The sequence below is a fragment of the Kitasatospora sp. GAS1066B genome (genome assembly GCF_041262605.1).
Lineage (GTDB): Bacteria > Actinomycetota > Actinomycetes > Streptomycetales > Streptomycetaceae > Kitasatospora.
Window position 1 is genome coordinate 264,220 of record NZ_JBGCCO010000002.1, and the last position, 20,059, is coordinate 284,278.

Genomic DNA, 20,059 nt, shown 5'->3' on the forward strand with positions numbered 1-20,059 from the left:
GTCCGACACGCTGGAGCCAGCCGAGCCGGCTCGCCTGGGCGGCGGGGATCACCACGGGGACACCTCGACGTGGGCCCACCGGACGCGCAGCAGGTGCGGACCGTCCGGCAGGCCGAACGACAGGGTGAGGGAGCCGTCGCGCCGATCCCCGTGGATCACTCGATCCGCATGCTGGCCGCTCGCAGAACCCCCACCAGCAGCGCCACTGAGCTGTGGGGGTTCGGCGGCCGATGTGCCACCGGGTTCGGCGGGCACGCCGCGGCCCGTAGCGCGGCTGCCTCGTACTGTGGGAATGGGAAGTCCGCCGGAAGGTTCTTCCCGGCGAAGCCGTGCCGTGACTTGAGCAACTCCAGCGCCTCGCTGCCGGAGATCCACGCTGCGTGATTCGCATAGTGCCACAGGAGCCAGATCTCGAAGCACGGACTGCTGATCGCCAGCGAAATCCCTTCCTGCCGTGCCAGGTTGCAGGCCGCCTCGAGGGACTGATGGCTGTCGACGTCCACCGCGCACCAGGTTTCGTCGTACGGATCGCCGCCACGCTGTTCGCGGGCTCGACGAGCGACCGCCTCGCGCACGACCGACAGTGGATCCTTGCCCAGCCCGACCGGCCTGACGGAGATGACTTGCACCGCCCGCGCGTTGAGGAGCTTGGATAACCCCTCGAAGTATTGCGGCTCGGTTTTCAGTCCCTCGGTCACAATGAGAATCTTTCGGCCGACCGCACGCTTGTTCCGAGCCTTGCGCAGATCCTGGCCGCCACGGATGGAACGCCCCGCCACTCCTTAGCTCCCTACTTCGAGCGCGGTGCGCAGATCACTCCAGGAGATCTGCGGCACTGAGCCGTAACGCCCGCTGAGGTAGCGGCGCTCGATGTTGTGGTCGCGCTTCACCGGGAAGTCGGTCAGCGGATAGAGCGCGGTCACCCCTTGCCTGTCCTTCTCGGTGAACCACACATCCTCCCGGTCGAGCGCACCGCCGGCCAGGTGTCCCAGGAGCGACGTGTCGTGGGAGGCAAAGAGGAGTTGGGCACCCGAGCGATTGAAGTCGGGGGATTTGAAGAGCTCGATCAGGGCGGCGACCAGGTGCGGATGCAGGCTCGCATCCAGCTCGTCCACCGCGAACACACCGCCGGACTCGATGGCTTGCAGGGCCGGGACGGCGACCGAGAGCCAGGAGACGGTGCCGGAGCTCTCCTGCGCGATGTCCAAGCGGAACTCCCCGCCGTCATCGGCCGAGTGCCAGAACCCGATCTCCTTCTGCTGCTCCTCGAGCAGGTCGCGCCACTCACCGTCGTCGGTGAGGAAGGAGGGCTTCGCCTCATCGGAGCCGAAGGCGGCTTCGACAATCCCGCGCATGGTGCTGACCGTCCCCTCCGGAAGCTTCCGGTGTTCCGCCGTGATCCGCAGAATGCCGAGATCGGCGAAACGCAGCAAGCTCTCCGCGCTGCGCCGCGCCTTGTCGTCCTCGATCCACTTCCGGATCGATCGGATGCGGCTGCTCCGTTTGTCGTCGGAGAACGGAATGTAGCTGAAGTCCCGGACCAGACAGTGGCGAACCGCTCGCAGTTCCTGGTGATTCGCCTGGGATGCGACGGAGAGGAAGAGGTTGTGCGGCCCCATCAGGCGGGCGATGCGCTGATTCTCGCCCTTCAGGCTCCGGCCGAACTCCATGTCCCCGGACGGCTCCCGCTCGAAGAGCACCCGCTTCCGGCCGGACGGAAAGCTGTGCAGCCACTCCGACTGAACCCCGGAGCGGTCCGACTCGAATCCGTAGGTGTACCTGACATGCTGCGCCGTGAAATCGATCTCATAGGCGGACGTCTCACCGCGCGACGAGTTGTCGAGCAGGAACGGCTCGTGCGGAAAGAATTCCCGGTCGGTCCAGTGCGCTGAATCCCGAACGGCCGTTCGTGCGAATTCCAAGGCATCCAGGACAGTGGTCTTGCCTGACGCGTTCGAACCAAAGATGCCAGCCACCCGGTTGGTCACCACGCCCCAGTCGCCGTCGGCGGGCCGGGTTGCGGAGAACCCGCTGGACGTCATGGAGAGCTCGGCCGTGTCGCGGATCGAACGATGGTTGGTGACTCGGAACCTCAGCAGCATGGGTCCTCATCTTGGTAGCAGTTTCACAACCCTGTGGGACGAAACCAGCCTTGCACAGGACTGAAACTGTACTCTCCACGCGTACTCCTCGGCAGCACCACGGGCCTACCGGGCCGCGCCGAGGTCCCGTACCGGGCCACATCAGCTCCAGAGCGTGTCGAGATCGAGCCGCAGCGCGGTCGCCCCCCGCTCGCCCGCGACGATCAGCGTGGCGTCACCGCGCAGGGCGAGCGCGGTGGCCGGGTGGAGCAGCGGCAGCGGTGTCAGCCGGCCTTCGAACAACTGCCAGAGATGCAGCCGCTGATCGGACCAGGCGACGGCGAGGACCGGTCCGGCGGCGGTTTCGGCCAGCGCGAGCGCGGTCGGGACTGCCGTGGTCCGGCGTTCCACCGGTTCCGGCATCGCGGCACCGCTGGCCGAGTCCCAGAGGCGGACAGTGCCGTCGAGGCCGGCCGACACCAGCAGGGTGACGCCGGTGTCGGGCAGGACCGCGCAGTCCACTGCCGTGATCGCGGTCCGGTGCAGCCGGTTGGTGCGCGGGCCGGACTGAAGGGTCGTCAGCGACCACAGGTGTACGCGGCCGTCGTCATCGCCGACGACGAACCGCCCGGCGCTGCTCCCGATCGCGGTCGGACGGTTCGACGCCGACTCGACCGTGATCGCGTTGTGGTGCAGCGCCAGGTAGTGGGTGTCGGCGCCGCCGGACCCGGCCTCTCCCACCATCAGCGGGTGCAGGATGCCGTCGGCATCGAGGGCGAGCAGCCGGTCCGCTGCGGCCGCCGCCACGACCGTCGGCCGCAGCTTCGGGTCGACGGTGACCCGGCGGATGAGTGCCCCGTCGTCGGCCCGGTGGAGGCGCACTCGCCCCAGCGGATCCACCGTCACCAGGCGCTCCGCCGCCGGCGTCGCCGCGGGCAGCAGTGCCGCCGAGGACGCTCGGAAGGTCGGCTGTGCCCAACTCGCGTTCCAGCGGTTGGAGCCGGCCAGCGGACGGAGGAACTCGGCGAGCCTCGGGTCCGCACCGAGCGCCGCGGCGTGCAGGATCGCCGCCCGCTCCGGATCGGTCACCGCCGGGGTGGACAGCGCGGGTGCCGCGCACTCCCATACCGTCCGCAGCCGGGCCGGCAGGGGCAGCCGCTCGTCGCCGAGGGTCGCGGTGATCGCCGCCAGCGACCCGTGCACCAGGAATCCCGGATCCTTGAGGAGAGTCACGGCGGTTCCGGCGGCCAGGGCGCGGTCGAGTGCCCGTTCCCGGAGCGCGGCAGGCGCGGTCCGCCAGTCGGCCAGCGGTGTGTTGTCCGTCCGGGTGCCGAACGGATCCGCCGTGCCGGGCGCTCCCGGAGCCTCAGGTGCTGTGGGATCGTAGGCCGTTGGGCCGAGATCGAGGGTCAGCGCGCCCTGCGCCGGCAACAGGTCGAGCTGCCCGACCTCCACCGCCGCCCGCACGTGCGGCAGCGCGAGCAACGGGGCGACGAGCCGCTCGACGACATCCTGCGGTCGAGCCGTCGGCAGATCCGCCGGGCCACGGCCCGCGTGGTGCAGGTCCGGCAGCAGCAGGCGCAGCGGACGAGGGTCGGCGGCGACCCGAGCGATCAAGTCCTCGGGGGACAGCGGGCCGTAGCCGAGCTGGTGGCCGAGTTCCCAGGCGACGGTCTGCGCGATCTGCCCGCCGGCCGGGACGGTCGCGTGAACGGTGGTGCGCGGATCGCTGTCCGAGCCGGCCAGCAGCCAGGCCAGCAGATGGCTCTTGCCGGCCCCGGGACCACCGGTGATCAGGCACAACCGAGGTGCGGCACCGTCCTGACGGGCAGCCCAGTCGAGCAGCGCGGGCACCAGGGCGGCAGCCGGCCCGACCAGCGGCGGCCAGCCGGCGAGAGTGGGAACGGCCGGAGCAGGAGACGCCACGGTTCACTCCCCCTGGGCGCGGTCGGCGGTCGCGACACGCCACTGCCGGATGCCGTCCGCGCGGGAGGCCGCCGTCTCCCCGTACGGGAAACTGTGCGTGACGGCGGCGTTGGGGAAGGACAGTGCGAGCCACATCGAGCAGTAGTGGCCGGGCATGGCGCAGGCCTCCAACTCGGTGTAGACCCTGATCACCTGCTCCGGCTGGATTCCGGCCCCCGCCAGGCTGCGCCAGAGCCGCTCCTCGGGGTGCAGGCAGATCGCGCCCGCGGAGGTGAAGATCTTCTTCTCGCCGCTGTCGTCGACGATCTCGAAGGCGGCGCGGCTCTCGACACTGGCGGTGGTACGGACGTCCTCCAGGACCAGCGGCCACCAGCTCTCGACGTCCGCGAACGCTTGCGGGTCCAGGGACTTCAGGCGTTCCTCGCAGCGCCCGAAGGCGGCGGCGGCCTGGTCGGGATCGTCCGTCGACCCGAGCACGTCGAGCAGTTCGTCGAGCCGGAGCAGGCTCTCGGCGAACGCCTCGGGGGAGGAACTGACGTACCGCAGCGGCTCGTCGGCGTAGCGGATCAGCAGTGCGTGGACCTGTCCGTTCGGGTCCGCCACCAGGTCGTAGGCCCGGTCCGAACCCAGGCGGGCCCAGGACCGCTGCTCAGCCGTGGACAGCTCGGCGCCGATGGAGTCGGCATAGGCGCTCAGCGTGGCGGGCTCGTCGTCGAGCGTGTGGAAGTACGGTCCGACCTGGTGCGGGAGCACCAACCCATCGACCCGGGCCGGCGCGTTGACGTCCGGAAGTCCGGCGTCGGACGAGGCGGCGGCGAAGCGCCGGAGGCCGTCGGCTCCGAACCTCGCGGTGAACGGGTCGTGGGGGGACGTCACGGGTCTCTCCTCGGATCAAGACGTGGAATTGGACTCAGGCCCGGCCGGCGGAGCTGCTAGTAGTCGTCGGTCACACGGTGCAGGACCATGTCCCAGGTGGAGTCGGGAGTTTGGAAGGCCACCGGGTCAGCCTCCAGCAGTTGCTCCCGCAGCCGGTCAGCTGCATCGGGGTCGTAGCCCGCGTCCTCCTCGGCCTCGGGGTCGTCCTCGTCGTGACCGAACTTCTCGAAATCGTAGTTGGGACGTTCCACCTCCAGTAGGTAGAGGGCGTATACAAAAGTGTCGATGCTGCTATTGAGTAGATGCGGCTCTTTGTCAACGGGCCGCACATAGATCTTTCCGCTTGCCACGTCGACGCCGATCGTGTCAGCGAGGATGTGGCCGAGGGAGAGCCAGCGCTCGAAGGCGAAGTTCAGCCCCGGGTAGTCCGCGGCGGTCTGCTGGAATCCGATCTGCGGCTCGCCCCTGCGGAACGTGCGGCTGACCTTGAGCCAGCTCTTGTCGGGCAGGCCGACGTCGCGCAGGAACTCACGGGTCGGCTGATGCGGGACGGCATCGAGTGCGGCGCCCGTGAGGGTGACCAGGTCACCGGGTGGGAACACCGACTCCAGCTTGGTCCTATCAACCCGGTGAGTCATCAGTTTCTCCTGCCAGTCGAGCTGTGTCCGCAGCGTCAGGTGTGAGCCAGTCTACTGTCGGCCATTCTGGCCGGTGCGTGGGATCGGCGGCGGCTACCCGGTGTAGCGCTTAAAGGGTTTCGGCATCCGCAGTGCGTTGAGGTAGTGCTCCATCAACTGGTTTCCGGCCTTGCGTGAATCCGGTGTCTCGCCGTATTCGACGGAATGACTGATCTTGACGTGGTCCGGCAGGTAGTGGTGCATCCATGCGCTGCAGTTCGGGTAGACGGAACACGGCTCACGCTCGGTGTAGAGCGCGGTTATGCCCTGCGCCGACTTGGACTCGAGTAGGGGAATGCCAAGCGCCGGTTCGGAGTGTGCTCCCAGGTACTGACTTCGGGCGACCAGAATGAACCCGTTCTTGTCGCCCTCCTCGCCGTACCGCAGGGCTGCATAGTTGTTGCTGCTGAACTTGTAGTCGCCGGTCTTCTTGCCGGCCTTCTTGATCTCCCGGTACCCGCCGTAGCTCTTGGCCTCGTGGCGGGCGAGCTGGGTCGCCCTGCTCAACTCGTCATGTCCGAAGGGGACCTGTTGCGAAGCGGACTTGGGATGGGTCTGTCCCTCGGCTGTCGGCGGGAGCTTGTAGGCGTCGTCCGCACCCTCGGGCTCGAGAATCTTGTGCTCCGAGTCCAGCTTCAGCGGCAGCCGGTCGAGGTCCTCCTGTTCGAGCTTCTTCGGGCCGGTCTTGGTGAGCTTCTCGACCGTGCCGTCGTCGCGGATGCGGTAGACCGGCGTCGGACCCAGGTCCTCGCGCAGCGCCTCCTTGGTCTTGGCGGCGTCCTTGATCGCCTTGAGTTCGGCCTCGCGCTCGGCCTCGTTCTTGGCGTGGTTCTCCAGGGTCGTCGTCAGACCCTCATGGGTCTTGCCGTAGAGCCCGGACACCGCCTTGCCGGCGTCGTCGACCAGGGTCTTGTCCAGCTTCTCCGCCGAGTCTTCCAGCGCTTTGGTGACTCCTGATTTCATTCGAAGCTCACCCCTGCGATCTTGGACCTGAGAGCCTGCGCGTGCCCCGTCACGGCGTCCGCGTGGTCGCGCATGGTCTGCGCGTGGAGGGCCACCACGTCGGGGTGTATCTCGAAGCTGTTGCCGGCCGACTTGCCGCCGCCGCCCAGGGCCGATTCCGCCGCCTGGTACACCAGCCCGCCGACGGCGCGGCCGACCACCTCGATCAGCGGGCTGACGGCGGCCTCGATCACCTGGCCGATGATGTACTGCTCCAACTGCTGGGCCAGGAAGTCGACCAGCTTCTCGGCCGCCTCATCGATCAGCACCAGCCCGGCCTCGGCCAGACCGAAGGTCGCCACCGCGGCCGCCTGGTCAGCGACGAAGGTGGCCGCCAGGCCGACCAGTTCACCGATCGCCTCGAGCTTCATCCCGACGATGGCGTCGGCCGCCGCGTCCAGTGCCGTGGCCACCGCGTGGCAGGCGTCGATGAGTTCGTGCATGTGGCTGCTCGACATCTCGCCCCACCTGCCGAGCAGGGCTTCGTATCCCGCCCCCTGGTAGGCCTCGCCGAGTTGCTGGACCGTCGAGGTCGCGTTCTGGTGGGTCTGGTCCAGATTGTCGGCGAACTCCTTGATGTGCGCGCCGAACTCGCGGACCTTGTCCTCGTTGACCTGCGGCCAGTTGATCCCGATGAACTGCAGGAAGGACGCGACCTCACTCGGAAGCTCGATGGCCATGATTCCCCCTTACCCAGCCGTCGAATGCGAGACGATAGTAGTACGACCTGACGACATCTCACATCGTCCGAAACGTTCCACCAGTAGGGGGAAGTGGGCCGCCCGGGTCAGCCGGCCCCGACCGCCCGGGACCGCAGCGCCTTCAGCATCGCCACGTCCGCCGCGTGCCCGAACCCCGGGGCGGCGCTGCGATCGGGGGTCTCCAGGATCAGCGGCACGCCGGCGGTGGCCGGGTGGGCGAGGAGTTCGCCGAAGGCGTCGGCGCCGATGTGGCCGTCGCCGATGTTGGCGTGGCGGTCCTTGCGGGCACCGGCGATGTCCTTGGAGTCGTTGGCGTGGATCAGGCGCAGCCGGCCGGGGCCGATCGCCGCTTCGAGGACATCCAGGGCGGCCGCCATGCCGCCCGGCGCGGCCAGGTCGTGGCCGGCGGCGAAGGCGTGGCAGGTGTCCAGGCAGACGCCGAGCCGCGGGTGGTGGTCCAAGGCCTCGGCGTACTCGGCCAGTTGTTCCAGGCGGGAGCAGAGCGACTGTCCCTGGCCGGCGGTGGGTTCCAGCAGCAGCCAGGGCGCGTCCTCGCCGAGGTCGTCCAGTTCGGCGAGCAGCGGGCGCACGTCGGCGCGCACCTGGGCCATCGCCTGGGCCCGGCGCCCGGTGCCGACCGCGGAACCGGTGTGCACCACGACGCCCAGCGCGCCGATCGCGTGGCCGCGGACCAGGGAGTGGCGCAGCGAGGCGGTGGAGCGCTCGCGGGTGGCGGGGCTGTCGGAGCCGAAGTTGATCAGGTACGGGGCGTGCACGTAGGCCGGGATCGAGGCCTCGGCGCAGGCGGCCCGGAAGGCCTCGTCCTGGGCCCGGTCGCCGGTCGGGGTGGCCCAGCCGCGCGGGTTGGCCACGAAGACCTGGACCGCCTCGCCGCCGATCTTCTCGTTGTAGGCGAGCCCGGTGCCGACCAGGCCGCGCCCGGCCACCGGGACGTGCGCGCCGATCGGGTTGCGGAGCCTCTGAGCTGCGGGATTCACCCCACGAGGGTGCCACAGGCGCAAGCGGGCACAACGGCCGAGGCCGCCCCCGCAGCAGCGGGGACGGCCTCGGCGTCGAGCGTGGCACCGACAGACGCGTCAGTTCACGGTGTAGCTGTACGGGATCTGCGCCAGGACGGACCCGGTGGTGGAGTACTGGTTGTTCGAGAGCACGCCGCCACCCGGGCCGGAGACCAGGTAGAGCACGCCGTGCACCACGCTGCCCTTGGCGCCCTTGGGCGTCAGGGTGACCTGCAGGGTGCCGGTGGCACCGGGCGCGACGGTCACCGGGGTGACGGCCGGCGCGGTGGCGTTGTACGCGGCGGCGAACGGGTCACCGGTGCTGGAGGCCAGCGCCGGGTCGAACGCCAGGGTGTGCGCCGAGGCGGTCAGCGTGGCGCTGCCCTTCGGGGCGCCGGTGGCCGGGAACGGGCCGATCTGCTGGAGGTAGGTGCCCCAGAAGCCCGGCACGATCGGCTGCGCGGAGCTGCCGTTGTCGGTCACCGTGGAGATGGTCGAGCCGTCCTGCGCCTTCTTGAGGTCGCCGAAGACGTCGGGCGAGCCGGTGGCGCTGCTCAGCTCGAACTGGCCCGGGGTGGTGGAGGCCGCCACACCGGTCAGCGCGTCGGTGCCCGGGGGCACCAGGAAGCTCGGCACCGGGGTGCTGGTGCTCAGCGGCAGGCTGACCGTCGCGGAGGCGCCGATCGGGACCAGCGGCAGGTTCACCTTGCTGGTGAGCCGGCCGTCGGCCTGGAGCTGCTGGGCGGCAGCGGTGTTGTTGGTGTACTGCACGTCGACCGTGACCGGCTTGCCGGCCGCGAGCTTGGTGCCGGTGCTGTTCGGCAGGCCGGGCGCGGTGGCCTGGTCCTGGTCGAGACCGATCACGCCGTTGAAGGACTGGCCGAGCTCGGCGCCGCTGACCGGGTTGAGCACGTTGAGCACGAAGCGCCAGCGGCCCGCGGCCGGGGCGACGGTGGTTGCCGAGACGCCCGCGCCGGTGGACACGATGGTGCCGGAGGCGTCGGTGGTCGCGTTGCTCTCGGCGTCGATCGGGGTGCCGTTGGGGCTGATCAGCACGCCCTGCATGACCAGCTTCGGGTCCTGCGCGACGGTCACGCCGACCCGCAAGTCCTTCTTGCCCTTCGGCACGTCGAAGGCCCAGGCGAAGGACTGCGCCGGGGAGGAGGCGCGGCCGTTGCCGCCGGTGACGGTGCCGGTGAAGGTGCCGGTGTCGCCGTTCAGCGGGACCAGGCTGCGCAGTACGACCGGGACGCTGGTGGTGGTGCCGTTGGAACTGGCCACCACGACCGACTCGGTGGCGTCACCGCCGGCGGCCGGGGTGGTCACCTGCACGTGCAGGGTCTTGGTCTGACCCGGCTTCAGGTCGGTGACCTGCGGGCTGACCGCGCCGGCCGGGACCGCGCGCTGGGTGGCGGTGTCCAGCAGCACCGGGCCGGTGAAGCCCGCGGTGCCGGCCGGGGTGTAGAGGATGCCGGTCCAGGTGCCCGCGGTCGGGTGCGGGACGTCCACCAGGCCGAAGTTCGGCGAGGTGGCGCCGCCCTGCGGACGGGTGTTGGTCTCGTAACGGCCGGACGGGTCGAGCAGCGTGAGCCGCACCACCGGGGTCACGGTGTTGTTGCCGGAGGCCTGCGGCGCGCCCTGCCACGCTATTGACGCGGCGAGTCGGTCGGCGCCGGCCGGGACGTTGAAGGTGACCTTGTGCGAGACCCACGGAGCGCCGTTGGTGGCGTAGGGGAACTGCGGGTCGGTCGAGGAGTTGAGCTGCACCGTCTGCTGCGCGTCGCCCAGCGGGGCGAAGGCGCGGGTCGAGGCGCTGACCGTCTGCGGCTTGGAGCTCGTGTTCACCACGGTGACGTCGGTGGTGTGGTTCGAGCCGGCCTGGCCGGTCAGGTCGATCTGACCGGTGGTCACCGCGACGGTGCTGCTGTCCTTGGCACCGGCCGGGCTCTGGTAGCCGCGGGCGGCCTCGACGGCGGCGCGCACGTTCAGCAGACCGGCGCCCTGCTCCTGGGCCGGCAGGCCGAGGTCGGCCGCGGTGCCGGTGATGAACTTCTTCACCAGGGCGGGCGAGGGGGAGGCGCCGTTGTGGCTGTCCCGGTAGGCCTGGATGACGTCGGCGGCGGCGCCGGCGGTCATCGGGGCGGCCTGGCTGGTGCCGCCGAAGGGCTGGATGCCGGTGCCCTGGCCGTTGAAGTTGGTGCACTCGGTGTAGATGGTGATGTCGGGCGAGCAGAGCGCCCAGTCCGACTCACCGGGGGCGACCAGGTCGACGGTCCGGCCGGCCTGGGTGACGCCACCGGAGGAGAGCGCCGAGATCCGGTCGTTGGCCCAGGTCCCGTTGGAGAACTGGAAGGCGCCGTAGCCGGTCTGGGCGTAGTTCTGGTTGTCCGTGGAGGCCCCGGCGCTGATCACGTTGGGGTCGGTGGACGGGGTGCCGATGGTGCCGTTGACGCCCGCGTCACCGGAGGAGACGGTGACCGTGACGCCGGCCGCGGCCGCCATGTCGTTGAAGAGCGAGATGGTGTCGTGCGCGCCGCTGTCCGGGGTGACGTTGCTGCCGAAGGACTCGTTCAGCACGTCGACGTGGGCGACCGTGACCGCGTAGTCGATCGACTGCAGGATCGCGGAGTTCGGGAACAGGTTGCCACCGGCCTTGAGCGCGACCAGCGAGGCGCCCGGCGAGATGCCCTCGACCCGGATGTTGCAGCCGGCCGGCAGCGGGTGGCTCGGGTTGACGAACTTCGACAGGTCGTAGCTCTGGCGGCCCTGGGCGATCATCGCCGAGGCGTCGCCGAAGGCCTCCGCCGCACCCGAGGGGGCGAAGAAGCCGTCACCGGAGAAGTCCTTGTAGTCCACCACGGCGTGCGAGCCGTCGGCGCGGATGAAGTCCGGGTTGTTGGGGTCCAGGCCGTCCGCGATGTAGGCGACCTTGACGCCCTTGCCGTCGGCGATCTCGTGCGCACCCGGCTGGCCGGGGGTGCTCTCCGTGTGGGTGGAGTAGAGCGCCTCGGGTTCCAGCAGCGGCTGGCTGGGGTCCGTCGGGCAGACCGCGTTCGGGTCGTAGGCGCTGCCCTTGGTGTCGGGCGCGGCCGCGGCCTTGGCGGTGGACTTGGCACCGGTGGTCGGCGCGGTGCCGGCGTTGGTGCCGTTGTCCGTGCCGGGCTTGGTCGGTGCCGGCGGGGTGACCGTGATCGTCTGGTCGTCGATGACCGAGGCGACGGAGGGGTCGGCGGTGAGCTGCGCCCGCAGCGCGGGGCTGACCGTGGCCGAGAAGGCGTTGCCGACGACGAAGCTCTTGACGTCGGTGCCGCCGTTGGCCTTGACCTTGGCCAGCAGTGGGGCCTGGGCCTGGCCTGCCTGCTTCTTGCGCGCGTCCAGGTGGCCGGCGTCCGCCGGGGTACTGGAGAGCTGGTCCTTCATAATCACGATCACCGGGGCCGGCGCACCGCTCTCCGAAGCCGCCTGGGCGTTCGGGGTCGAGGTGGTGGGCACGCCGCTCGCACTGGTCCCGAAGGCCAGCACGACGGCGGAGGCGGTGAGCGTGACGGCTGCGAGCTGCGATTTGCGCCAGCCGATCATGAACATCCCTTCGTCTGATAAGACGTCAGGGGGCGTAGCCAGATCGCGCGTACCGGGGTCGGACGCACGCGTGCTTCTGGAACGCCCGTCCCGACAAGCTCGCGTATTCCATCGTGTCGATGCCCGCCACGACAAGGGGTTGACGGGCACACGGGAATAGGTAGAGCGGATCTGACCGTCCGATAGACGGACAATCGCAGATCAGAGGCAGTGTCGTTGCCCGACGCGCCGTGATCTTTTTATGAAGATCGCAACATAGTCATGGCGGCGGAGGGGTATACGCTGACGGAATCCCAGGCTACGAGGCGGCCCGGCAGGACTGGCGCTGTATCAGCTCGCCGTGCTCAGCGGGAGCTCCAGCTCGAACCAGACCACCTTGCCGAGCCGGGTGGCCCGGCTGCCCCAGCGGTGCGCCAGCTCGTTCACCAGGTGCATCCCGCGCCCGCCCTCGTCGTCCTCCAGCGCGCGGCGCAGCCTGGGCGCGCGGCTGTCCACGTCGGCGACCTCCACGGTGAGCACCTGGTTGCGGAAGAGCCGCAGCTGGGTGGGGGCGCCGGCGTGCACCAGCGCGTTGGTGATCAGCTCGCTGGTCAGCAGCTCGGTCTGGTCGATCAGGCCGGCCAGGCCCCAGGCGGTCAGCGTGCGGCGGGTGAAGCGCCGGGCGTGGCCGACCATCGCGCGGTCGCCGGTGAGCGAGAGGGTGGCGATCCGGTCCGGGCCGATCGGGCGGGTACGGGCCATGATCACCGCGATGTCGTCCTCCCGGGTGCCGGTGACCAGCGTGGCCAGCACCGCGTCGCAGGTCCGCTCCAGGCTGGTGTCGCTCTCCTCCGCCACCGTGCGGCGCAGCAGTTCGAGCCCCTCGTCCAGATCACGGTCCCGCCGCTCGATCAGCCCGTCGGTGCAGAGCACCAGCAGCCCGCCCATCGGAAGCGTGAACTCCACGCTCTCGAAGGGCACTCCGCCCACGCCCAGCGGCGCGCCCGGCGGCAGGTCGAGCACCTGTACCGAGCCGTCGGGCAGCGACACCACCGGCGGCACGTGCCCCGCGCAGGCCGCCGTGCAGGCCCGGTCCACGGGGTCGAGCACCACGCAGACGCAGGTCGCGTACTGCCCCTCGCCCGCGCCCTCCCCGGCGAAGGCCGCCGCCTCGTCCAGCCGCCGCATCACCCGGGCCGGATCCATGTCCAGGGTGATCAACGTGCGCGCCACGGTGCGCAGTTGGCCCATCATCGCGGCGGCCCGCAGCCCGTGCCCGGTCACGTCGCCGACCACCAGGGCGACCCGCCCGCAGGAGAGCGGCACGACGTCGAACCAGTCGCCGCCCACCTCGCTGAGCGCGCTGGCCGGCAGGTAGCGGTGGGCGATCTCCAGACCCGGCGGGTTGTGCACCTTCTGCGGCAGCAGGCTGCGTTGCAGGGTCAGCGCGGTGTCCCGCTCGCGCCGGTAGAGCCGCGCGTTGTCGATGCAGACCGCCGCTCGCGCCGCCAGCTCCTCGGCCAGCGCGACATCCGCCGCGGTGAACGGCTCCGGATTGCCCAGCCGCATGAACTCCGCCCCGCCGAGCACCCGGCCGCGGGCCACCAGCGGCACCATCAGATAGGAGTGCATGCCGGAGTCGAGCGCGGGCTGGACCCGGTCGGGGGAGGCCACGATCCGGACCAGCGCCTCCCGGTCCACCTCGGCCACCAGGATCGAGCGGCCGCTGCGCAGGCTCTGCGCGTACAGCTTGGCCGACTGCGAGGTGCCGCCGACCGGATCGGCCGCGCCCGTCAACCTGCCGTCCTCGCTGAGCTCGCCGACCGCCACCGCCCGCATCGTCGCCGAGCCCGAGGCCGGCACCACCGGCACCTCGTCGCCCTGGAGCACCGAATCCAGCAGGTCCACCGTGACGAAGTCGGCGAACCGCGGTATCACCACCTCGACCAGTTCCTCGGCGGTGCGGTGCAGGTCCAGCGTGGTGCCGATCCGCGAACTCGCCTCGTTCAGCAGGGCCAGCCGCTGGGTGGCCGTCTGGACCTCGTCCAGCGCCCGGCGCCGGTCCTCGGCCGCCTCGCGCTCGCGGGTGTAGAGCCGGGCGTTGTCGATCGCCACCGCCGCCCGGGAGGCCAGCTCGTCGCCGAGGGTGATGTCGGCCGCGGCGAAGGACTCCCGCTCACCGCGCCGGGAGTAGACCACCATGCCCAGCACCGAGCCGCGGGCGAGCAGCGGAGTGATCCGCACCGAGCGCGAGCGCCCACCCCAGTAGGCCTTCAGCGACTCGGCCCGCATGTCGTCGGTCAGCGGCGGCAGGTCCCAGGACGGCACCACCACCGTGCGTCCGCTGCTCATGGCTCGCGCGTAGGGGGAGTCGGGGTCGATGTCGTAGACCTCGTCCACCGGCAGGGAGCCGGTGGGGTAGCTGGGGTCGGTGCTGGCCAGCGCCAGCCGGCGGACCCGGGTGACGCTGGTGTCCTCCTCGTCGTCGCCGGTGACCAGCCGCTCCAGCGCGAAGACCCCGCTCAGGTCGGCCACCCGGGGGACCATCGCGTCCGCCAGCTCCCGCGCGGTGCGGCGCAGGTCGAGGGTGGTGCCGATCGAGGCGGTCGCGTCGACCAGCAGCGCCAGCCGCTCCTGGGCCCGCGCGGCCCGCGACTCGGCCTGGTAGCGCCCGGTCACGTCCACGATGGTCGAGCTGACCCCGAGGACGTGTCCCGGCGGGTCCTCCAGCCGGAAGTAGGAGGCCGACCAGGCGTGGTCCTGCCCCGGATCGCCCGGGGTGCGCCCGTGCGAGCGGGCGTCCAGCACCGGCTGCCCGGTGGCCAGCACGTCGCGCATCACCTGCTCGATCTCGGCGGCGTTGATCCCGGGCAGCAGCTCGGTGAGCCGGTGGCCGAGGTGCCCGGCCACCGACACGCCGTTGATCCTGGCCAGCGCCTCGTTGAGCCGCACGAAGCGCAGCTGGTCGTCGTAGACGGCCATGCCGACCGGGGCCTGGGTGAAAAAGCCGTCCAGGACCGCGAGGTCGGCCTGGATCCGGCGCAGCGCGGTGACGTCCGAGGCGACCGCGAGCACCAGCGGTAGGCCGTCCGGGCCGGTGACCGGGTGGGTGCGGAACTCCAGGTTGACGTAGTGGCCTTCGCGGTGGCGCACCGGAAAGACCCCTGACCAGGGGTTGCCGGCCAGGATCCGCTCGAACAGCTCGAGCACCTCGGCGCGGTGCTCGGGGCCGGCCAGCAGCTGGGCGGCGGGGGCGCCGACGGCCTGTTCCGCGGTGTAGCCGAGCAGTGCCTCGGCGTCCCCGCTCCAGTGCAGGATGCGGCCGTTGTGCTGGATCAGGGCGGTGGCGATCGGGACCATGAGCAGCCCCTCGGGGCGGCTTGCGGCGCCGCTCCCCTGCCTGTCCTGCTGGACTTCGCCCATGCCTGGGCCCTCCGTTCGCCAGGCCCCGCCCCCGCTTGGTCATTTTCCCACTGAGGGGTCGGAATAGGCGCCCGGACCACTTAGTTGTAAAGTGCACCTAGCTGGTTGCATTTGCCATCTACTTTCCAGGAGGCTGACCCGCTGTGAACCCGACCACCGCCTCGACCACCGCCTCGCCGGACCTGCGGCACACGCTGGGCCACCTGCTCACCCACCTGCTGACGCCGCTGCTGATGTGCCTGGGCATGGCGCTCGCCTACCAGGGCGCGTTCCACCAGCCCACCCCGCACCACCTGAAGGTCGCGGTGGTCGGCCAGTCGCCGCAGGCGCTCGGGCTGGCCCAGGGCATCCAGACCAAGGCGGGCCAGGCGCTGGACGTCGGCACGCTGCCCAGTCGGGCGGCGGCCGAGCAGCAGCTGCGGGACCGCGAGCTGGTGGGCGCCTTCCTGCCGGACGCCGGGAGCCCGCAGCTGCTGGTCGCCTCGGCGAACTCGGGCACCTCGGCCACTGCGGCCGAGCAGGTGTTCCGGCAGGTCGCGGCGGTGCAGGGGACGCCGCTGCAGGTCACCGACCTGGCGCCGACCGCGCCCGGCGACCCGACCGGGCAGGGCCTGTTCTTCCTGCTGGTGGCGCTCAGCATCGGCTCCTACGGCAGCGTCGCGGTGATCGGGACGGCGGGTGCCGCGCTGAGCCTGCGGCTGCGGGCGGTGGTGGGCGTGGCCACCGCGCTGGTGGTCAGCGTGATCGGCCTAGTGACGGCGGGCCCGGTCTTCCACGTGGTGGACCACGACTACGCCGCGGTGTGGGCGCTGTCCTGGCTCTACTCGGCAGGCATCGTGCTGATCGGCATCGGGCTGCACAGCTTCCTCAAGCGGTGGACCACGCTGACCTTGATGGTGCTCTTCGTGATGCTCAACTTCACCAGCTCCGGCGGCGTCTTCCGCCCCGACCTGCAGCCCGGCTTCTTCGGCGCGCTGCACCACTTCTGGAACGGCGCCGGCTTCGTGGAGGGCGCGCGGGATCTCCTCTACTTCGGCGGCGGCGCGGGGCTGGGCGGCCGGGTGCTCGCGCTGGCGCTCTGGCTGGTGGCCGGGCTGCTGACGCTGCTGGGCGCGGCCTGGTACGAGCGGCGGCAGCCCGCGGTGGCGGCTCCAGGGGCGGTGGCGCTGCCGGAGGCGGTGCGGGTCGAGGTGGAAGAGGAAGAGGAGCAGGCGGCGGTCGGGGTCTGAACCGGCGGGGCCGGCGGCTCGGTGGCCGAACTGTCAGTGGCTGCCTACCGGGTGGCGGTCGGCAGCGGGAGCAGATGGCGTTCGGTCAGGTGGCCGACCCAGTGGCGGTGGCACCGGGGGCAGGCGGGGGCGCCGTCCGTCGAGTACGGGGACGGGGTCGGGAAGCCGGAGTGCGAGAAGGCCTCCCAGTCGGCCCCGTCCTCGTCACGGTAGTGCTGGACGTCGTAGTTCGCGGTCCACCGGTGCCAGCACTGCCCGCAGGTGAACTCGACGTGTTCCACAGCCAGTTCGGTGATCATGGCGACACTCCTCGGTGTGGAGCGGGCGCCGGTCGGGCCAATCGGCGCATTTCCTCCCGTAACGGTCAATCCAACTCCGTTCGCGGGCCGCTGGCAAGGGGTGTCGGAGGTCGGTTGCCGCTCCTCGCGGCGGGCCCGCGCCCGTGGCCGGAGCCGTTCGGCAGTACCGGAACGACTGCGCTGACAGCGGGTCACGGCGTGAACTAGGATGAACGCCATCCAATTGGCGGACCCGTGCATGCCAGGCGGGCCGGGAGGTGTGCGATGACGGAAGCCGAGGACGCGGTACGGGGAACGGCGGCCGACGCCGGGACCGGGGCTTCGACGACCGAACTGCCGAGAACTGGCCCGGAGACGGTGGGGGAGCCGACCGTGCGGGAGTCGACGGCGAGCGCCGGCAGGACGGGCGCCGCCAGCACGCTGGCCGAGAAGATCGACGGTCTGTTCCGGGTCGTCCGGCGGCCCAACCGCGAGCAGTACAGCCACGAGGAGGTCGCCAAGGCTTGCCGGGGGGCGACCGGCGAGACCTTCTCCGCGACCTACCTCTGGCAGCTGCGCACCGGCCGGCGCGACAATCCGACCAAGCGGCACCTGGAGGCGCTGGCCCAGTTCTTCCAGGTCCCGGTGGCGTACTTCTTCGATGACGAGCAGGGCGCGGTGATCGCCCAGGAGCTGGAACTGCTCGGCGCCCTACGGGACGCTGGGGTGCGCAGCGTCGCACTGCGCGCGGTCAACCTCTCGCCGGAGGGCGTGGGGACGATCAGCGACCTGATCGACGTGATCGCGCGGCGCGAGGGCGGCAGCGCGAAGGGCTGAGCGGGCGGGTGGGCCCGTCGGCCTCGTCAAGGGGAGGGATGCACGGGTGTTCGGGCGGCGGGCGCGGCGTGGGCGGACCTGGCAACGGTGTCAACGGACCGTGGCGGCACTGGAGTTACCCGACCCGTTCGACGCCGTGCGGTTCGTCGCCGGGCTGGCCGAGCGGCGCGGTCGGCCGATCGAGCTGATCCCGGTCAGCGGGCGCCCCAACCTCCCGTGCGGCCTGCTGGTCACCACCGACCAGGCCGACTGCATCCTCTACTCCGCCGACACCACCCCGCTGCACCAGCAGCACATCCTGCTGCACGAGGCCGCGCACCTGATCTGCCGGCACGACGAGACCGCGCCGGCCGCCAAGGTGCTGCTGCCGCACCTGGGTTCGGAGCTGGTGCAGCGGGTGCTCGGGCGCACCGTGTACACCGAGCCGCAGGAGCGCGAGGCGGAGCTGGTCGCCTCGATGATCCTGCACCGCGCGGTGCTGGACGGCGGGCGCGGGGGCGGCGGCAGCGGCGGGGCGTCGTGGACGGAGTCGGTGTTCGGGAGTCCGGGGGGTGCGTAGTGGTCGCGCCCGGACCGGCTGACCTGGCGGCCTACGGGTCCGCCACGCTCTTCCTGGCCTTCGCCGTCCAGCGGTTCGCCGCGCTGCGTGGTCATCGCGGCAACCGCGGTGACCGGGTGAGCCTGTACGCGGGCGGTTTCGCGCTCTGCATGGCCGGCGGCCTGGTGGCGCTGGCCCCCAGCACGCTGGCGGCGGTGAGCATCGGCTCGAACCGCGAACTGACGCTGCTCTTCGGGGACCTGCTGAAGACCGGCGCGGTCGGCCTGCTGGCGCTGATCGCCCTGCTGCTGCAGGGCCCGCGGGACGATCCGGCGGCCGCCCGGGCCCGGCTGCGCCGGTGGCTGGTGGCCCTGCTGGTGGTGCCGCTCGCCCTGGTGCTGCTCTACCGCAGCGCCCACATCACCGACCGGGGGCAGGAGTTCATGGTGCACGGCTGGCGGCGCTGGCCGCTGGCCGGCTACGACCTGCTGTTCGGCGGCTACGGAGCCGCCTGCCTGGTGGTGCTGGGCTCGGTGCTGGCCCGGCAGACCCGGCTGGCGACCGGGAACCTGCTGCGCACCGGCCTGCGGCTGATGACGCTGGCGGCGGGCGTGGGCGTGCTGTGGTGCGCCTGGACGCTGGACGACGTGCGCGATGTGCTGCTGCACGCGCAGCAGAAGGGCGGCGAGGACACCGTCTCCAACCTGGTCGGGGTGGTCTGCGCGGGCCTGACGGTCAGCGGGGCGACGGCGACGGTGTGGGGCGGCACCCGGTGGGGAGCGCGGATCACCGCCCCCGTGCGCTGGTGGCGGGCCCGGCGCAGCTACGCGGTGCTCGGGCCGCTGTGGGAGGCGCTGCACCGCGCGATGCCGGAGATCGCGCTGGGAGAGGGTGGCGAGGGGCGGCGACTCGCCCTGCGGGACGCGGAGTTCGCGCTGTACCGGCGGGTCATCGAGATCCGGGACGGGCAGTTGGCGCTGCGCCCCTACGTCGGGGAGCAGGTGGCGGTCTGGGTCGCCGAGGAGCAGCGGGCGGGCGGCCTGCGCGGCCCGGACGGTGCGGTGGACGGCGCGGCGGTGGAGGCGGCGACGCTGGCCGCCGCCCTGGAGGCCGCCCGGGCCGGGCAGCGCTGCCGCGACGCGACGGTGACCGGGGTGCCGCAGCCGGTCCCCGGCCCGGGCACGGTGGACGCCGAGGCGCAGTGGCTGATCCGGGTCGCGGCGGCCTTCGACGGGTGCGCGGCGGTCGCGGCGGTCCGCCGCCGGGCTGTTGAGGCGTTGGCGGCCCTGGAGGGGAGCGGGGCGGGGGCGGGCGGGTAGCGATGGAGCATCATGGCGGGCATGAGCAGCCCACGCAGACGTGCTGAGTTCTTCATCGACCCCGCGCAGGACCGGACCTACACCGGACCCGCCACCGGGGACGAGCGGGCCATGCTGGTCGACTTCCTGGTGGCCGGGCGGGCCACCGTGCGGCTCAAGTGTGCGGGCCTGGCAGCCGAGTTGGCGCTTCGCTCGGTGGAACCGTCGACGCTCTCGCTGCTGGGCCTGATCCGCCATCTCGCGGAGGTGGAACGGCGCTGGTTCCGCCGCGTGCTGGCCGGCCAGGAGGCGCCGCCGCTCTTCGTCTCGGCCGCCCGGCCCGACCAGGACTTCGACGGCGCGGTGCCCGATCCGGCGGTGATCGCCGAGGCCTGGCAGGCCTGGGACGCCGAGCGGGCGTTCGCCGACGACTTCATCGCCGCCGCGCCCGACTTCGACGTGGTCGGCGAGGACGTGTGGCGCGGGACGGTGTCGCTGCGCTGGGTGCTGCTGCACGTGATCCGGGAGTACGCCCGGCACGGCGGGCACGCCGACCTGCTCCGGGAGCGGATCGACGGGGCCGTCGGACTGTGAGCGGATGACGTCCCGTCAGGCG

Annotated in this window: 16 protein-coding genes; 5 read left to right on the plus strand and 11 right to left on the minus strand. The window is 71.4% G+C overall.

What is annotated here, in order from left to right; genetic code table 11:
• Positions 1 to 155: 155 nt before the first annotated feature.
• The 10 genes from ABH937_RS02845 to ABH937_RS02890 form a co-directional block, all read right to left on the minus strand.
• Positions 156 to 779 carry an RloB family protein gene (locus tag ABH937_RS02845; RefSeq protein ID WP_280693851.1) on the minus strand — a complete coding sequence of 208 codons (624 nt, stop codon included), beginning with the start codon at positions 777 to 779 and terminating at the stop codon, positions 156 to 158.
• Positions 780 to 782: 3 nt separating this feature from the next.
• Entirely contained in the window at positions 783 to 2,102 is a 1,320-nt protein-coding gene (locus ABH937_RS02850; protein WP_280693852.1) for an ATP-binding protein, read from the minus strand.
• A 141-nt stretch (positions 2,103 to 2,243) separates the two neighbouring features.
• A complete protein-coding gene (locus ABH937_RS02855; RefSeq protein ID WP_370217043.1) occupies positions 2,244 to 4,007 on the minus strand; it encodes a hypothetical protein in 1,764 nt (587 codons plus the stop codon).
• Between the two features lie 3 nt (positions 4,008 to 4,010).
• Positions 4,011 to 4,883, minus strand: coding sequence for a nucleic acid/nucleotide deaminase domain-containing protein (locus tag ABH937_RS02860; RefSeq protein ID WP_280693854.1), 873 nt, complete (start codon positions 4,881 to 4,883; stop codon positions 4,011 to 4,013).
• Between the two features lie 56 nt (positions 4,884 to 4,939).
• Positions 4,940 to 5,521: an SUKH-4 family immunity protein gene (locus ABH937_RS02865; RefSeq protein WP_370217045.1), complete on the minus strand. Its 582-nt coding sequence runs from the start codon at positions 5,519 to 5,521 to the stop codon at positions 4,940 to 4,942.
• Positions 5,522 to 5,614: 93 nt separating this feature from the next.
• Positions 5,615 to 6,523, minus strand: a complete 909-nt coding sequence (locus ABH937_RS02870) for a nucleic acid/nucleotide deaminase domain-containing protein (RefSeq protein WP_370217046.1) — start codon at positions 6,521 to 6,523, stop codon at positions 5,615 to 5,617.
• Entirely contained in the window at positions 6,520 to 7,242 is a 723-nt protein-coding gene (locus ABH937_RS02875; protein ID WP_280693858.1) for a WXG100 family type VII secretion target, read from the minus strand. Before ABH937_RS02875 ends, ABH937_RS02870 begins: the two co-directional genes overlap by 4 nt.
• 107 nt (positions 7,243 to 7,349) lie before the next feature.
• Entirely contained in the window at positions 7,350 to 8,261 is a 912-nt protein-coding gene (locus ABH937_RS02880; RefSeq protein ID WP_370217048.1) for a deoxyribonuclease IV, read from the minus strand.
• 99 nt (positions 8,262 to 8,360) lie between these two features.
• Complete coding sequence (locus tag ABH937_RS02885) at positions 8,361 to 11,867, minus strand: S8 family serine peptidase (RefSeq protein ID WP_370217049.1); 3,507 nt, start codon at positions 11,865 to 11,867, stop codon at positions 8,361 to 8,363.
• A 324-nt stretch (positions 11,868 to 12,191) separates the two neighbouring features.
• Positions 12,192 to 15,263: a SpoIIE family protein phosphatase gene (locus tag ABH937_RS02890; RefSeq protein WP_280693861.1), complete on the minus strand. Its 3,072-nt coding sequence runs from the start codon at positions 15,261 to 15,263 to the stop codon at positions 12,192 to 12,194.
• Between the two features lie 143 nt (positions 15,264 to 15,406).
• On the opposite strand from ABH937_RS02890, the gene ABH937_RS02895 reads away from it, so the two are divergent.
• Positions 15,407 to 16,492: a hypothetical protein gene (locus tag ABH937_RS02895; protein ID WP_370217051.1), complete on the plus strand. Its 1,086-nt coding sequence runs from the start codon at positions 15,407 to 15,409 to the stop codon at positions 16,490 to 16,492.
• Positions 16,493 to 16,536: 44 nt separating this feature from the next.
• Here the strand turns inward: ABH937_RS02895 and ABH937_RS02900 are convergent, their stop codons facing one another.
• On the minus strand, positions 16,537 to 16,791 hold the full coding sequence (locus ABH937_RS02900) for a hypothetical protein (RefSeq protein WP_280693863.1): 255 nt from the start codon (positions 16,789 to 16,791) through the stop codon (positions 16,537 to 16,539).
• A gap of 264 nt (positions 16,792 to 17,055) precedes the next feature.
• Here ABH937_RS02900 and ABH937_RS02905 point away from each other — a divergent pair, with 264 nt between their 5' ends.
• From ABH937_RS02905 to ABH937_RS02920, 4 genes are all read left to right on the plus strand, one after another.
• Positions 17,056 to 17,607 carry an XRE family transcriptional regulator gene (locus ABH937_RS02905; protein ID WP_370217053.1) on the plus strand — a complete coding sequence of 184 codons (552 nt, stop codon included), beginning with the start codon at positions 17,056 to 17,058 and terminating at the stop codon, positions 17,605 to 17,607.
• Positions 17,608 to 17,707: 100 nt separating this feature from the next.
• Positions 17,708 to 18,166, plus strand: a complete 459-nt coding sequence (locus ABH937_RS02910) for a ParH-like protein (protein ID WP_370217054.1) — start codon at positions 17,708 to 17,710, stop codon at positions 18,164 to 18,166.
• Complete coding sequence (locus ABH937_RS02915; protein ID WP_370217055.1) at positions 18,166 to 19,464, plus strand: MAB_1171c family putative transporter; 1,299 nt, start codon at positions 18,166 to 18,168, stop codon at positions 19,462 to 19,464. Before ABH937_RS02910 ends, ABH937_RS02915 begins: the two co-directional genes overlap by 1 nt.
• A 21-nt stretch (positions 19,465 to 19,485) precedes the next feature.
• Positions 19,486 to 20,037 carry a DinB family protein gene (locus ABH937_RS02920; protein ID WP_370217056.1) on the plus strand — a complete coding sequence of 184 codons (552 nt, stop codon included), beginning with the start codon at positions 19,486 to 19,488 and terminating at the stop codon, positions 20,035 to 20,037.
• Positions 20,038 to 20,059 lie beyond the last annotated feature (22 nt).

Bases quoted from the DNA above. Each gene is read 5' to 3' on its own strand.
- ABH937_RS02850 (WP_280693852.1), bottom strand. From the start codon at position 2,102: ATGCTGCTGAGGTTCCGAGTCACCAACCATCGTTCGATCCGCGACACG.
- ABH937_RS02865 (WP_370217045.1), bottom strand. From the start codon at position 5,521: ATGACTCACCGGGTTGATAGGACCAAGCTGGAGTCGGTGTTCCCACCC.
- ABH937_RS02870 (WP_370217046.1), bottom strand. From the start codon at position 6,523: ATGAAATCAGGAGTCACCAAAGCGCTGGAAGACTCGGCGGAGAAGCTG.
- ABH937_RS02875 (WP_280693858.1), bottom strand. From the start codon at position 7,242: ATGGCCATCGAGCTTCCGAGTGAGGTCGCGTCCTTCCTGCAGTTCATC.
- ABH937_RS02885 (WP_370217049.1), bottom strand. From the start codon at position 11,867: ATGTTCATGATCGGCTGGCGCAAATCGCAGCTCGCAGCCGTCACGCTC.
- ABH937_RS02890 (WP_280693861.1), bottom strand. From the start codon at position 15,263: ATGGGCGAAGTCCAGCAGGACAGGCAGGGGAGCGGCGCCGCAAGCCGC.
- ABH937_RS02900 (WP_280693863.1), bottom strand. From the start codon at position 16,791: ATGATCACCGAACTGGCTGTGGAACACGTCGAGTTCACCTGCGGGCAG.
- ABH937_RS02905 (WP_370217053.1), top strand. From the start codon at position 17,056: ATGACGGAAGCCGAGGACGCGGTACGGGGAACGGCGGCCGACGCCGGG.
- ABH937_RS02920 (WP_370217056.1), top strand. From the start codon at position 19,486: ATGAGCAGCCCACGCAGACGTGCTGAGTTCTTCATCGACCCCGCGCAG.